Consider the following 14,108-nt stretch of genomic DNA (forward strand, 5'->3'; position numbering starts at 1 on the left):
CATTGCCGAAATACTGAAAACGTGAACGAGTTTCAAGCTATATTGACCAAATACTGGGGCTATTCGCAGTTCCGACCCTTGCAGGAAGAAATCATTCATTCGATTGCCGAAGGAAAAGATACCTTGGGGCTGATGCCTACCGGGGGAGGTAAATCCATAACGTTTCAGGTGTATTCGTTGTCGCGGCCCGGCATTTGCCTGGTGGTCACCCCGCTGATTTCGCTGATGAAGGATCAGGTAGAGAATTTGCAGAAGAAGGGCATCAAGGCGATGGCCATTCATTCGGGGATGAGCATGCAGGAAGTGCGGCTGGCGTTTGACAGCGCGGCTTGGGGTGATTTCAAGTTTTTGTATCTGTCGCCTGAGCGCATTGCCACCGAACGGTTTCGCGAACGTTTGCCACAAATGAAGGTGAACCTGATTGCGGTGGACGAGGCGCACTGTATTTCACAATGGGGATACGACTTTCGCCCGTCGTACCTGCGGATCCGTGAGCTACGCGAGCTGCTGCCAGATGTGCCGGTGCTGGCCCTTACGGCTACGGCCACGTTAAAGGTTGAAAAAGACATTCAGCAACAGCTGAATTTCAAATCGGAAAATGTGCTGCGGAAAAGCTTCTTTCGCGATAACCTGGCTTACCTGGTGCGCGAGCGCGAAGATAAATTGCAATACCTCCTTCAATCGGTACAAAAAGCAAAAGGTACCGGCATTGTGTATGTGCGAAGCCGTAAACTGACCCGGGAAATTTCCGATTACCTGCGTAAAAACAAGGTTTCGGCCGATTATTACCATGCCGGGTTGACCGCAGCCAGCCGCACCAAAAAGCAGGAGGATTGGAAAGATGGCCGCACAAGGGTAATTGTGGCGACCAATGCTTTCGGGATGGGCATCGATAAGCCGGACGTGCGTTTTGTGATCCACCTGGGGCCGCCCGATTCGCCCGAAGCATATTTCCAGGAAGCGGGCAGGGCAGGGCGCGACGAGAAAAAGGCCTACGCGGTGTTGATTGCTGCCAAGTCGGACCTGCTGGCCCTGAAAAAGCAGGTGGAGAAGGCTTTTCCACCGGTTGACGTTATTAAGCGGGTGTACGATGCGCTGGGCAATTACTTTCAGCTGGCGGTGGGTTTTGGCAAGGACCAAATCCTGGATTTTAGCATTGGTGATTTTGCCGGGCGTTACAATCTGCCCATTACCACGGTGCTGAACTGCCTGAAAATTCTGCAACGCGAAGGCTACCTGGAGTTGACGGAAGAGCTGGACAATCCCTCACGGGTGCATTTTCAGGTAGAACGCGACGACCTGTACCGGTTTCAGGTGGCCAATGCCAGTTTCGACGGGTTTATCAAGTTGCTGTTGCGCTCGTATTCGGGGCTGTTTCAGAACTACGTGGGAATTGACGAAGATTTGTTGGCCAAACGGGCCAATATTTCCATCGACGTGGTTTATCGTTTCCTGAACCATCTGAATTCACACAAAATCATTCATTATATCCCCCGGAAGAAAACGCCCTTCATTATTTTTACCCGCGAACGCCTGGAAATAGGGCGCCTGAAAATATCGAAAGAAAACTATACAGATCGAAAAAATGAGTATCAGGAACGCATTGATGCTATGCTGCGCTATTCAACCAGCAAGTTGAAGTGCCGTAGCCAATTACTGCTCGAATATTTTGGTGAGAAAGGTTCGGTTCGCTGCGGGAAGTGCGATATCTGTCTGGAGCGGAACGAGCTTGGACTGAGCCAGCTTGAGTTTGACAATATTGCCCGCCAACTGAAAGAATACCTGCACGAACCCTGCCTGTTTGAGGAGCTGATTTTTAAGATCAACCATAACGAAGACAAAATCATCCAGGTAATCCGCTGGCTGATCGATAACGGCAAAATCATCCACCGCATCGACAACCGGTTGGAGTGGAGGCAGGAGGTATAATGCGGTATAGAAAAGACTCAAATCAGCAGATCGGTTTTTGCGGCCATGATAAAATCGTTGCGGTGCAGCCCTCTGATTTTGTGGGTCCACCAGGTGACGGTTACCTTTCCCCATTCGGTAAGCAGGGCAGGGTGGTGGCCCTGCTCTTCGGCCAGCGCACCTACCTTTTGCGTAAAATTGATTGCCTCTCTGAAATTGGCAAACGAATAGGTGCGCGTTAGCTTTTTGATCCCGTCGTTTTTAACGATTTTCCACTCCGGCACTTGCGGTTTTAGCCAGGCTATCTCTTCGTCGGTAACCTGCGGCGCCCCAACCCGGCACACTTCACAGATTTGTTCGTTTAGCTTGTTCATCCTATTTTGTGCTGGTTACTTTCCGATACAAAAATGCTTAAAGATATGTCCAAGTACTTCGTCGTTGCTGATTTCACCAGTGATTTCGCCCAGGAAATACAGGCATTCGCGGATGTCCTGTGCCAGAAAATCGCCGGAGATGTGTTGTTCCATGCCGCTTTGGACTCGTTCAATAGCTTCGTAGGCGCGGGTGAGTGCGTCGAAGTGGCGGGCATTGGTCACAATGGTATCTTCCTCGCCAATGTTGTCGAGCGACACCACATGCTGCATTTTCGTGATCAGTTCATCCAGGTTTTCCTTGTTTTTGGCAGAAAGGAAAACCAATTTCTCTTGCTTTTTCAGGTGAAGGTGTTTCAGCCCCTCGATGGTTTCGCTGTTGCCGGTGTCCACTTTATTGGCAGTAATGATCAGGTGCTGGTCGGTGAGGCGTTCGCGTATTTTTTCGATCCGCTCAGAAACCAGGAGCAATGGATTGGTCGTATCTACAACCAGCAGTATAACACTGGCCTGTTCCAGTTTGCTGTAGGTGCGCTCAATGCCGAGGTTTTCGATGGTGTCGCTGGTTTCGCGGATTCCGGCTGTATCGAAAAAGCGGAAAGCCGTACCGTGAATGTTCACCACATCTTCAATGACATCGCGCGTGGTGCCGTGAATGTCGGACACGATGGCGCGTTCTTCATTCAGCAAGGCATTCAGCAAAGTGGATTTGCCCACGTTGGTTTCGCCGACGATAGCTACCGGTATCCCATTTTTAATGACATTGCCCAGTTGGTACGAGTTCTTCAGTTTCAGCACCACTGACGCAATCTGGTCAACCAGCTGCTTCAGTTGCGAACGGTCGGCAAACTCCACATCTTCCTCGCTGAAATCAAGCTCCAGTTCAACCAGGGCGATGAAATGCAGCAACTGATGGCGCAGTTTAGAGATTTCGGCTGAAAATCCGCCGCGCATTTGGTTGATGGCCACCTTTTGCGAAGTACGGTTGGTAGAGGCGATCAGGTCGGCAACGGCTTCGGCCTGCGAGAGGTCCATTTTCCCATTCAGGAATGCACGCTGGGTAAACTCGCCCGGGCGGGCCATGCGGGCTCCGTGCGAAATCAATACCTGCAAAATCCGTTGCTGGATATACACTGAGCCGTGGCAGCCAATTTCCACCACATCTTCGCCTGTGAAAGAGTTCGGGGCGCGGAACAGAGAGACGACGACTTCATCAATAATCTCGGCCCCTTCGCGGAGGGTGCCTACGTGCAGGGTATTGGCTTTTTGACTGGCCAGTATTTTATTTTTTACTGGCGAATGAAAAACCTGTTCGGTAATTTCGATGGCCTTTTCACCTGATAAACGTATGGTGGCAATGGCCCCCATTCCGGGTGAAGTGGCGATGGCACATATCGTAGCTTGATCGAGCATAATGAATTTTTCAGACTTCAAAAATACAAAATACATCTATCCATCATTCAGTAATTACCCGAAACATCAGGCACGCCTGTTATTTAAAGTCTAATTTGTTGGCAAAAAAAATACTTCCAAAACATCGCCATAATCATTTTAGCTTACTTTTGCCTTCAAGTAAAAGATAATTAATGGAGAAGAAACCCCTGATAAGTGTTGTTATACCGTGTTACAATCACGAAGCTTACATTGAAGAAACCATTTTGTCAGTATTGAAATCAAGCTACAAGCCTCTCGAAATAATAGTAGTTAATGATGGTTCAACCGACCAGTCAGAAGCTGTTGTTAACAAGCTGGCGCGAAAGTACGAAAGTGTTGTGTTGTATAACCAGCCAAACGGGGGGCCAGCTGTTGCCCGTAACCGAGCCATTTCTGAAGCTAACGGAGAGTATATCTTGCCTTTGGATGCTGATGATCTGATATCTGCTGATTACATTGAAAGGGCAGTCGCCATATTGGAGGAACAACCGCAAGTAAAACTGGTTTATTGTGAAGCTGAGTTTTTTGGGGAGAGAAGTGGAATTTGGCAATTGCCGGATTTCAGGATTGATAAGTTGGCAAAGGATAATATGATCTTTTGCAGTGCTGTTTACCGGAAATCGGATTGGAAAAAAGCTGGAGGCTACGACGAACGTATGACTTGGGGATGGGAGGATTGGGAATTTTGGATCTCTTTGCTGAAAAATGGAGGGGAAGTTGTTAAATTACCAATTGTCGGTTTCAGGTACAGGGTCCGGCAAAATTCGAGACGAAAAAGCACGAACAAAGAAGCAAAGAAAAAAACCATTCAACTGATCAATGAAAAACATGCGGATTTTGTCCGTCAGCATTTGAATGGACCGTTGCATTATCAACGGTCATGGTCGAAAATATTTAATTTTTTCAGAATTAGCCCTGTTTAACAAACACGCCAGTATATTTTTTCGGAAGCAGTCTTTCACCGATAAAACTTTTCAGTCAAACATTCTACGGTCTGACGGAAGTTTCATCCTGCATCTGTTAAAAATTAACCTCATGTTGATAAGGCGACCAATCAAAGCACTATATTTGTTCAGCAAAAATAAAAATTGTAAAAAATGAAACTACTTGAAGGTAAAACCGCCATTATCACCGGTGCATCCCGGGGAATTGGCAAAGCCATTGCTTTAAAATTTGCCGAAGAAGGCTGTAATATTGCATTTACCGACCTTTTTGAAAACGACGCCATGAAGGCTACCGAAGCCGAGTTGGCAGCTATGGGCGTTAAAGCAAAAGGTTACGCTTCAAACGCGGCTTTATTTGCCGAGACGGACGAAGTGGTCAATAAAATTGTTGATGATTTTGGACGCATTGATGTGCTGGTGAACAATGCCGGTATTACTAAAGATACCTTGTTGATGCGCATGACCGAAGAACAATGGGATGCCGTGATCAATGTAAACCTGAAATCGGTTTTTAACTTTACCAAAGCGGCCCAGAAAGTGATGCTGAAACAGAAATCAGGCTCCATCGTTAACCTGAGCTCGGTGGTTGGTGTGAGTGGCAATGCCGGACAATCCAACTATTCGGCCTCCAAAGCCGGTATCATTGGCTTCACCAAATCGATCGCCAAAGAGCTTGGTTCGCGCGGTATTCGCAGCAATGCCATCGCCCCGGGTTTCATCATTACCGAAATGACCGGCGCCATTCCTGAAGAAGCACGCAAAGCCTGGGAAGCCAACATCCCGATGAAACGCGGCGGTACTCCTGAAGAAGTGGCCAAAGTGGCCTTGTTCCTGGCATCTGACCTGTCATCGTATGTGAGCGGACAAGTGGTGAACGTTTGCGGCGCCATGAATACTTAATGTGAAGTAAAAAAATGAACGCATATTAAACAGCTGTCCAATAATGGATGGCTGTTTTCATTTTCGCGAACGGCCATTCCTACGTGCGCGATGATATCGCAAAGAGCATTGTTTGTTACATTTTATTCATAAATAGTACGAGAGTTCAATCTTCGTGTTTATTATTCAAATCTTAGCTAAACATTAAAAACAGGTGAATTGTTACTTTACCAAAGTTATTTTGACTATAAAAACCGAAGTTTCAACGTATGGATAAATTTTCGCAAGTAGGCAATCAGGAGATTGCTGCTGTTGATGAGTTGTACGAGGATTTTTTGAGAGATCCTGACAGTGTGGATGAAAGCTGGAAAAACTTCTTCAGGGGGTTTGAACTTGCCCGCACAAATTACCAAAATAAACCGGAATTGTCGGGGAGTAATATCGATAAGGAGTTTGCTATTCTGAACCTGATTCATGGCTACCGCCAGCGCGGTCATTTGTTCACTAAAACCAATCCGGTGAGGGCACGCCGTAAATATTCGCCCACGCTGGACATCGAAAATTTTGGTCTGGAAAAAAGCGACCTGGAAAAGGTGTTTCAGGCAGGCAATAAAATCGGTATCGGGCCTGCCCGGTTAAAAGATATCATTGCCCATCTCGAAGCCACCTATTGCGGTTCTATCGGTGTAGAATACATGTACATGCGCCATCCGGAAGTGCTGCAGTGGCTTCAGCAAAAAATGGAAAGCACCAAAAATTCACAACCATTTACCGATGAAAAACGGAAACATATTTTTTACCACCTGAAAGTAGCGGTTGGGTTTGAAAATTTCATTCATAAAAAGTTTGTTGGCCAAAAGCGTTTTTCGCTCGAAGGGGCCGAATCGTTGATCCCAGCGCTGGATGCGGTGATTGAACAAGGCGCAGAACTGGGAATTCAGGAATTTATCATTGGTATGGCACACCGCGGACGACTGAACGTGCTGAGCAATATCATGAAAAAACCATATGAAAATATTTTCAAGGAATTTTACGGTACCGAATACGAAGAAGATATTTCGCTGGGCGATGTGAAATACCATCTTGGGTTTGAAAATATCATAAAATCGGATACCGGCAAAAATATAAAACTGAGCCTGGTGCCCAACCCATCGCATCTTGAGGCTGTTGGGCCGTTGGTCGAGGGCATGTCGCGGTCCCGGATTGAATCCTTGTACAATGGGGAAGACACGAAACTGGCCCCCATCCTCATTCATGGCGATGCAGCTATTGCTGCGCAGGGTGTGGTGTACGAAGTCATCCAAATGTCGCAGTTGAAAGGTTATAAAACCGGCGGCACCATTCATCTGGTCATCAACAACCAGGTAGGTTTTACGACCAATTACCTCGATGCCCGTTCGAGCACCTACTGCACCGACGTTGGCAAAGTAACCCGTTCGCCCGTTTTTCATGTGAATGGTGACGATGTGGAAGCGCTGATTTACACCATCAAACTGGCCATGGAATTCCGTCAGAAATTTCATTCCGATGTTTTTATCGACATCCTTTGCTACCGAAAATACGGGCATAACGAGGGCGACGAGCCGCGTTTCACCCAACCGTTCCTTTACAAGGCTATCTCGGAGCATAAAAACCCAAGGGATATTTATGCCGATAAATTGGCTGATTTGAGGATTATGACTGAAGAAGAGTCGAAAAACGAAGTGATGTTGTTTGACAGTTTCCTGGAAACAAAATACCATGAATCGGAGAAAATAGACAAACTCAAAATAAAGAAATTTCTGGTTGAAGAATATCATCATTATCACAAACCATCGAAGGTTGATTTTTCCAGCCGGATTGATACCCGGGTGGCAAAAACTAAACTCATCCAGTTGGCTGAACGGGTAAATTCGGTCCCCGAAGACAAGCCGTTCTTTAGTAAGGTTAACCGGATTTTGTCGGACCGGCGCATGATGATCCTGGATAATAAACTGGACTGGGCCATGGCCGAATTACTGGCTTATGCCTCGCTTCTGGATGAAGGACATCCGGTGCGTGTTAGTGGCCAGGACAGTGAACGCGGGACCTTCGCACACCGTCATGCCAGTTTTGTGGTAGAAGATATGGATGAAAAATACTTCCCGCTAAAACACGTTTCACCCAATCAGGCACCCTTTCATATTTACAATTCACACTTGTCGGAGTATGGGGTGATGGGCTTTGAATATGGTTATGCCATGGCCCAACCCAACGCCCTGACGATTTGGGAAGCACAGTTTGGTGATTTCAGTAATGTGGCCCAGGTTATCATCGACCAGTACATTACTTCAGCCGAAGAAAAATGGGGCTTGATGAACAACCTGGTTTTGTTCCTTCCACATGGGTACGAAGGGCAGGGGCCGGAGCACTCCAGCGCCCGGATTGAGCGTTTTCTGACACTGGCGGCCAATAATAACATGCAGGTAATTGTACCAACCACACCCGATAATTTGTTTCATGTGTTGCGCCGCCACCTGAAATGGGAAACCCGCATACCGTTGGTTGTATTTACCCCCAAAAGTTTGCTTCGTCACCCGATGGTGAGCTGCACCCTTGACGAACTGGCAGAAGGTGGTTTCCGCGAGTTGATTGACGATCAGATGGTAAAACCAGCCAATGTGAAGCAACTTGTATTTACGTATGGACGCATCTACTACGATTTAATCAAAAAGCGGGTTGACAACGGGGATGATTCCACCGCCATTGTACGGTTGGAACAGCTTTACCCGCTGCCAACAGGTCAGATTGAGGCCGTTTTGAAAAAATACAAGAACGCCAGTCGCCTGATTTGGGCTCAGGACGAACCCGAAAATATGGGGGCCTGGCCGTTCATCCAGCGAAAACTGAAGGGGATTAATTTTGAACTGATATCGCGGCCTGAAAGCGGAAGCCCTGCCGGAGGATTAATGAAACAACACAATTTGAGGCTGGAAAAAATTCTGAATAGTATATTTAGCGAAAAGGTATTAGCTTAAACGAAAAAAAACAAATATGATTATTGAAATTAAAATTCCCACGCCCGGCGAGTCCATTACCGAAGTGGAACTGGGGAAATGGCTGGTTGAAGATGGGGATACCGTTGATAAGGATCAGGAAATCGCCGAAATTGAATCGGATAAAGCTACCCTGACCCTGGTCGCTTCTGAAGCAGGGAAAATAAAGATACAGGTTGGAGAAGGTGAAGCGGTTCCTGTTGGCGCAATAGCCTGTACCATCGACACCGAAGCAGGAGACGTTCAGCTGTCAGCGGTGAAAAAGGAGAAAGCCGGAACCCCTGAAATAGAAGAAAAACCGGCTGAAACAAAAGCTGTAAAAGAAAAAACAGGCTCCGATCAACCCAAGGTAAAAACAACGGCGGTTGCTCAAAAAATGATGGAAGAAAACAACTTGTCGGTCGATGATATTATCCGGGGACTGCAGCGGATTGGCAAGAAAGAAGTAGAGGCTGTGCTACATTTGCCGGAGGAGACCAAATCAAGTTTTGTGTCGAAACCGGCAGCTTTTTCGCGCGAAGAAAAACGTGAGAAGATGAGCCTGCTGCGCCGAAAACTTAGCGAGCGCCTGGTTTCGGTGAAAAACGAAACAGCCATGTTGACCACTTTCAACGAAGTGGACATGAGCCGGGTTATGGAAATCCGGAAACAGTATCAAACCAAGTTCGTTGAGCAGCACGGCTTTAAGCTTGGTTTCATGTCATTTTTTACAAAAGCAGTGGCGATGGCCATGCAATTTCATCCGACTGTAAACTCGATGATCGATGGCGACGAAGTACTGACACCGGATTTTGTGGATGTGGGCATTGCCGTTCAAACGCCCAAAGGTTTAATGGTGCCCATTGTTCGTAATGTCGAAAGTAAGTCCATTCCATCCATTGAATTAGAAATAAAGGAGTTGGCAGAGAAGGCCCGGAATAAAATGATTTCGGTGGAAGAACTAACCGGAGGAACCTTCACCATCACCAATGGCGGTACGTTTGGCTCGTTGCTTTCCACCCCGATTATTAATCCACCGCAATCGGCTATTTTGGGCATGCACAATATTGTTGACCGCCCTGTGGCTGTTGACGGTCAGGTGGTTATTCGTCCTATGATGTATGTGGCCTTATCCTACGATCACCGCGTTATTGATGGAAAAGATTCTGTTGGTTTTTTGGTAAAGCTGAAAGAATTACTGGAGCATCCGGAGCGCTTGCTGACAAACGGGAAAACCCCGGAAGCCCTTCTATTGGAACTTTAAGTCAAAAAAGTAATTTTAAAAAAGGAGCTGCATTTGTCAAAATGTGGCTCTTTCAATATGGAGCATCCTATTACTGCGCTTTCACCAAGCCTAATAGGGGAATTTTGATGATCAGGATGCTGGATTTAAAAAGAAAAGTGGCTGACAGATTAGCTGCCAGCCACTTTTATATGTTCCTAAAACGGTTGTTTGTACTGTTGACCTGTTAAAATTGGTTACTGAAAACCGGTTTTTTCTGTTTTTGCCCGTTTGTGTTGCTACTAATTGAATTGCCTGTGCTGGAACCACAAATCTCTCAGCGAAAAGCCTACCCGTACTCTGAAAAAGTTTTCTTTAATCAGGCGGTTGGTAGTTGTTCCTTTTTGGCCGGCTTCAAAACTAACGTCCACGCGCGATCTCTGATTGCGGATAGGCAAGCCAAAACCAAGGGAAATACTTGTTTCATCAAGCTGGTTATTGCGCAAATCAAGGTACGATTTGGCGTATTGAAAACCGAGCCGGTAATTCACCCGCTTGTAAAAATCAGCCAGAAAATTAGTGGTTGGTGTATATTCAATTCCTGTGCGTACATACGGGTTATTTTTCAGTTTTACCCCGCTTAGGTCATACGAATAATCCGACCATTTTTGCAATCCCGCATCCAATACGTAGAGCAAATTTTTATTGTTGTTAAAGGCTAATCCAACACCGAACTCTTCAGGAATAACAAAATCATCTTTTGACTCTGTCGTATTTTCAAAAATTGCTCCGGCAGAATTGTAGGTCGAGTTTTCACGTTCAGTAACCAGCGACTGTCCCGGGTTGTAAATGGCACCCAACGTTAATGTGTTACTTTTCACCTGAAACGTATATTGCAGGCCAAATTCCCAATAAAAATTGTGGAAATAATCGGTCGTTTCGTTGCTGATGGCATTGCTGCCAATGTATGTCAGGTTGTGGTACTGCGTTTGGTTCAGTGAACCAAACAGAAAGGATGTTTTTACGCCCAGAGCCAGGTTTTTTACGGGAACTAGTGACACGGAGGCATACGCACGGCTAATGTCGCCTGAACCTGAAATGCTAAGCGGGTATTCAGCCGGAATGCCATCAACCAGGGCAGTGGTATTTATTTCATAGCCAGTTGAGCTAAATGGATTTACCCCGATGCCCGCAGCAATCCATTGGTTGATTCGCCAGCCCATAGCCAAATAACTGAAGTTGGCGTCGGACAAATTCGCTGATTTTCCCTGCGATTTGAAGTTCGAGTATTTTCCGTCAACACCCATCTCCAAAATGAAGTTCAAACTGTCAATTCCCTGATATGAAGCAGGATTCAATGTATTCAGAAAACTGTTGGATGAAAGGGCAATGCCTGCATTTCCAAGCCCGGCATTACGCGCATTTGTTTGCGATCTCAATTCACCTAATCCATACATGGAGTAGGGGGAACTGGTACTGTTTTGAGCATGGACAATCTCCGTTTCAAAAATAAATAAAGCTGCAAGCAGACTCAGGCAGTATAATAGATAATGTGGCTTATTCATATTTCAGGAAGTAGAGATTTAATTTGGGTTTGTATTTGCTTGAGTTTTCCCCGTTAAGGATCAGCAGGTCTGAACTATTCCTTAAACTTGAAAAGGGGAAAGTAATCAGTAAACCGTTATTTGTATCGTAAAAATTATTGGCCAGCTCCGTTTGCATCCAGGTTGAAATGTCTGCGATATAATAATTATTTTCCGGATACATGACGTCTTCGACCAAGTTAGCAGCTACGCTTACTGATGTTCCCGAGGATGAGGTTATGGCCAGGTTTTCGCGCAGTTGGTTGATACGGTCGGAAGTATAAAAATTTAAAGCCGTCGGGAGCTTTTTGGGATCATTTAGAGTTGAAGGCACAAGCACCAGTTCCGCTTTAATGAGTACCCGGTCTCCATAGGTGTAAATCTCGTTTAAGGCAGGGAAGTCAATTCGTGTTACCACAGCTTCACTTCCCTGAATGTACGACAGGTTGCTGGTTTGCGTCGCGGGGAGTTCTTCCCGTTGACTAAAAAGTGAAGCATAGTCGGTTCCTGTTCGGTCAGCAAGCGATTGGTTAAAATGGGTCCCTTCTGACGCCAACTCAAAATCATATTCAATTTCTACTTTTTCCAGTTCAACGCGGTGCGTGTATAATTTGAGTTGTATGCCCGATGAAGAAGTGTTGAAGCCGATAACGGCTTTACTTTCCGGGGCAGCTTTCATAATGAACCCTTTCAGGTATGAATTAAACTTATCATTTGTAGATACATCATCTGATTTTGCAAGGAACAAGTCTATCAACTCCTGTCCGAATGAATCATCCAGACGGATTTCAATACTGTCAGTTGATGGGAATGGGTAAAATTCCAGGCTGCCGATGGGCTCAGTTTCGTAATCAAACGAGTTATGATTTACGAGTGAGGTTTGTCCAACATCATTTTTAAAAAAAGCAAGCTCCTTGGTTAGCTGGTGGATCTGCAATTTTTGAACTTGGGTCGTATCTCCGTAATAGTAACCAGAATAACTTAATTTAATCGTTACAGAATCCAGGATGTCTTTGTCAGTCAGGGAACCCGAAGTTTCGCTGAGATCAAAATTAAAATAATGGCGAAGCTCGGTGGTGCCAATTGTTTCGTTTTCATACTTGCCCACCAGGGCCGGATCAGCACTGTATGTGGCTATCGAATCCAACAAAACAGTGGATAACTTCACGGAAAAGCTGTCAATCATGACAATACGCGACTTGGTTTCCACCAAATCTTCCCCAATCTGAAAATTTCCAACATCGGTATTGCATGCCGCCATGACGATCATTAGAAATACCAGAATGTAATTTTTATTCATATAAAGCTTGAAATAAATTTAGTGCAATTATAAGAAAAGATACTGTGGCTGCAAAGCAAACCGATTGGCATTTCCTGAAAAAGAAATATCGGTAAAAAAGGTTTTCAGCGTTATACATACTATAAAAATGAGGCATTTCTTAAGTTTTGTTAAAATCAGTTAATTTAATTAACAAATGCAATATGCGCGTCATAAAACTTTGCTCTTAAATGGATTTTGTGTTGTTTTCTCACAAAATTATCTATTTTTGTCTATCGTTTTTTTAGATATCGTTAATCCGCTATATTTGCGGTAAAACCTGAATAATTTTAAGCAATGATTCAAAAGAAATTTTTTGTGAACAACTTGTCATTTAGGATGCTAAAGTTTGTAATTGCTCTTGCCATATTGTTGCCGTTTGTTGCATGTAACGGTGGTAGCGATGATGAAGAGTTAGTAGGTAATTGGGTTCGACTGTCCTCTTTTGACGGTAATGCCCGTGCAGAGGCTGTTGTTGCAACAGTTGAGGATTATGCCTATGTGGGGACCGGATACAACGGAGAAGACCGTTTGAAAGACTTCTGGAGATACGATCCGGAGAATAATCACTGGACAAGAATAGCTGATTTTGGTGGTAGCGGACGGACTGGTGCGGTTGCTTTTGAAGCTGGTGGTAAACTCTTTGTTGGAACCGGATACGATGGCACCAATCGGTTAAATGATTTTTGGAAGTATGATCCGGCTACTGATGTTTGGACACAGGTAAGCTCTTTCCCTGGTTCAGAGCGTCACGGAGCCGTTGCCTTCAGTATTGATGGAATTGGATACGTAGGTACCGGATTTGATGGTAATTATCTGAAAGATTTTTATTCATATAATCCTGCTACAGACGAATGGAATATCGTTCTTGGATACAGTGGTGAAAAACGCCGCGATGCAATGGCTTTTGTTATTGATGGAAAGGCGTACGTTGTTGGTGGTTTAAATAGTGGTACTTTTGAGAATGATTTTTATTCGTACGATCCGACTTCTGGGACATCCGGAACATGGACAAAACTGGCAAAAATCTCAGACGCTACCTCTGAAAGCTTCGATGATGAATATTCGATTGTTCGTAACAACGGTGTCGCATTTGTCATGAATGGTAAGGGATATATTACAACCGGTGGAAAAAGTTCGACAGGTACTGACGTTTGGGAATATAATCCAACTACCGACAGATGGCAGGAAAAACAAGAATTTGAGGGTGCTGCGCGTATGGAATCGGTCGCTTTCTCGATCAATGACATCGGCTATTTAGCCTTAGGACGCAATAGCGGTTATTATTTTGACGACCTGTATCGTTTCGAACCCAACAGCGAATACAACGAAGAGGACTAAAAATTTAATTTCCTTTTCGGAATAAGATATAGTATTACTCCTGAGTTTCTCAGGAGTAATTTTTTTTAGGTCTAATCTTAATGAAGCTGCCAGTATCCGGCTTCAACCTGAAACC

General features: G+C 45.2%; 10 protein-coding genes. 6 read left to right on the forward strand and 4 right to left on the reverse strand.

The features are described from left to right. Window positions 1–21 precede the first annotated feature (21 nt). Entirely contained in the window at window positions 22–1,929 is a 1,908-nt protein-coding gene (locus N2K84_RS05155) for a RecQ family ATP-dependent DNA helicase (protein ID WP_282590717.1), read from the forward strand. A 17-nt stretch (window positions 1,930–1,946) separates the two neighbouring features. On the opposite strand, the gene N2K84_RS05160 is transcribed toward N2K84_RS05155, so the two are convergent. Continuing rightward, window positions 1,947–2,282: a 4a-hydroxytetrahydrobiopterin dehydratase gene (locus tag N2K84_RS05160; RefSeq protein WP_282590718.1), complete on the reverse strand. Its 336-nt coding sequence runs from the start codon at window positions 2,280–2,282 to the stop codon at window positions 1,947–1,949. Between the two features lie 15 nt (window positions 2,283–2,297). Continuing rightward, complete coding sequence (gene mnmE / locus N2K84_RS05165) at window positions 2,298–3,692, reverse strand: tRNA uridine-5-carboxymethylaminomethyl(34) synthesis GTPase MnmE (protein WP_282590719.1); 1,395 nt, start codon at window positions 3,690–3,692, stop codon at window positions 2,298–2,300. Window positions 3,693–3,865: 173 nt separating this feature from the next. On the opposite strand from mnmE, the gene N2K84_RS05170 reads away from it, so the two are divergent. The 4 genes from N2K84_RS05170 to odhB all read left to right on the forward strand — a co-directional run bounded on the left by N2K84_RS05170 (window position 3,866) and on the right by odhB (window position 9,793). After that, the gene (locus N2K84_RS05170) at window positions 3,866–4,636 is read left to right on the forward strand and encodes a glycosyltransferase family 2 protein (RefSeq protein ID WP_282590720.1); all 771 of its coding nucleotides are present in this window, start codon (window positions 3,866–3,868) and stop codon (window positions 4,634–4,636) included. A 174-nt stretch (window positions 4,637–4,810) separates the two neighbouring features. Continuing rightward, a complete protein-coding gene (fabG, locus tag N2K84_RS05175; protein ID WP_282590721.1) occupies window positions 4,811–5,557 on the forward strand; it encodes a 3-oxoacyl-[acyl-carrier-protein] reductase in 747 nt (248 codons plus the stop codon). Window positions 5,558–5,805: 248 nt separating this feature from the next. Then, window positions 5,806–8,532, forward strand: coding sequence for a 2-oxoglutarate dehydrogenase E1 component (locus N2K84_RS05180; protein WP_282590722.1), 2,727 nt, complete (start codon window positions 5,806–5,808; stop codon window positions 8,530–8,532). Between the two features lie 16 nt (window positions 8,533–8,548). Next, entirely contained in the window at window positions 8,549–9,793 is a 1,245-nt protein-coding gene (gene odhB, locus N2K84_RS05185; RefSeq protein ID WP_282590723.1) for a 2-oxoglutarate dehydrogenase complex dihydrolipoyllysine-residue succinyltransferase, read from the forward strand. Window positions 9,794–10,053: 260 nt separating this feature from the next. Here the strand turns inward: odhB and bamG are convergent, their stop codons facing one another. Together bamG and N2K84_RS05195 are read right to left on the reverse strand one after the other, a co-directional pair. Next, entirely contained in the window at window positions 10,054–11,316 is a 1,263-nt protein-coding gene (gene bamG, locus N2K84_RS05190) for a BamG family beta-barrel-assembly machinery protein (RefSeq protein ID WP_282590724.1), read from the reverse strand. Then, window positions 11,309–12,634 carry a DUF4270 family protein gene (locus N2K84_RS05195; protein WP_282590725.1) on the reverse strand — a complete coding sequence of 442 codons (1,326 nt, stop codon included), beginning with the start codon at window positions 12,632–12,634 and terminating at the stop codon, window positions 11,309–11,311. Before N2K84_RS05195 ends, bamG begins: the two co-directional genes overlap by 8 nt. 315 nt (window positions 12,635–12,949) lie before the next feature. Here N2K84_RS05195 and N2K84_RS05200 point away from each other — a divergent pair, with 315 nt between their 5' ends. Beyond that, on the forward strand, window positions 12,950–13,993 hold the full coding sequence (locus tag N2K84_RS05200; RefSeq protein WP_282590726.1) for a Kelch repeat-containing protein: 1,044 nt from the start codon (window positions 12,950–12,952) through the stop codon (window positions 13,991–13,993). The last annotated feature ends 115 nt before the right edge of the window (window positions 13,994–14,108 follow it).

Origin of the sequence: Gaoshiqia sediminis (assembly GCF_025907915.1) — a bacterium.
GTDB classification, from domain to species: domain Bacteria; phylum Bacteroidota; class Bacteroidia; order Bacteroidales; family Prolixibacteraceae; genus Gaoshiqia; species Gaoshiqia sediminis.

What these genes read in the sequence shown, in the direction of transcription:
- N2K84_RS05160 (WP_282590718.1), bottom strand. Translation starts at nt 2,282, where the DNA reads ATGAACAAGCTAAACGAACAAATCTGTGAAGTGTGCCGGGTTGGGGCG.
- mnmE (WP_282590719.1), bottom strand. Translation starts at nt 3,692, where the DNA reads ATGCTCGATCAAGCTACGATATGTGCCATCGCCACTTCACCCGGAATG.
- N2K84_RS05170 (WP_282590720.1), top strand. Translation starts at nt 3,866, where the DNA reads ATGGAGAAGAAACCCCTGATAAGTGTTGTTATACCGTGTTACAATCAC.
- fabG (WP_282590721.1), top strand. Translation starts at nt 4,811, where the DNA reads ATGAAACTACTTGAAGGTAAAACCGCCATTATCACCGGTGCATCCCGG.
- N2K84_RS05180 (WP_282590722.1), top strand. Translation starts at nt 5,806, where the DNA reads ATGGATAAATTTTCGCAAGTAGGCAATCAGGAGATTGCTGCTGTTGAT.
- odhB (WP_282590723.1), top strand. Translation starts at nt 8,549, where the DNA reads ATGATTATTGAAATTAAAATTCCCACGCCCGGCGAGTCCATTACCGAA.
- bamG (WP_282590724.1), bottom strand. Translation starts at nt 11,316, where the DNA reads ATGAATAAGCCACATTATCTATTATACTGCCTGAGTCTGCTTGCAGCT.
- N2K84_RS05195 (WP_282590725.1), bottom strand. Translation starts at nt 12,634, where the DNA reads ATGAATAAAAATTACATTCTGGTATTTCTAATGATCGTCATGGCGGCA.
- N2K84_RS05200 (WP_282590726.1), top strand. Translation starts at nt 12,950, where the DNA reads ATGATTCAAAAGAAATTTTTTGTGAACAACTTGTCATTTAGGATGCTA.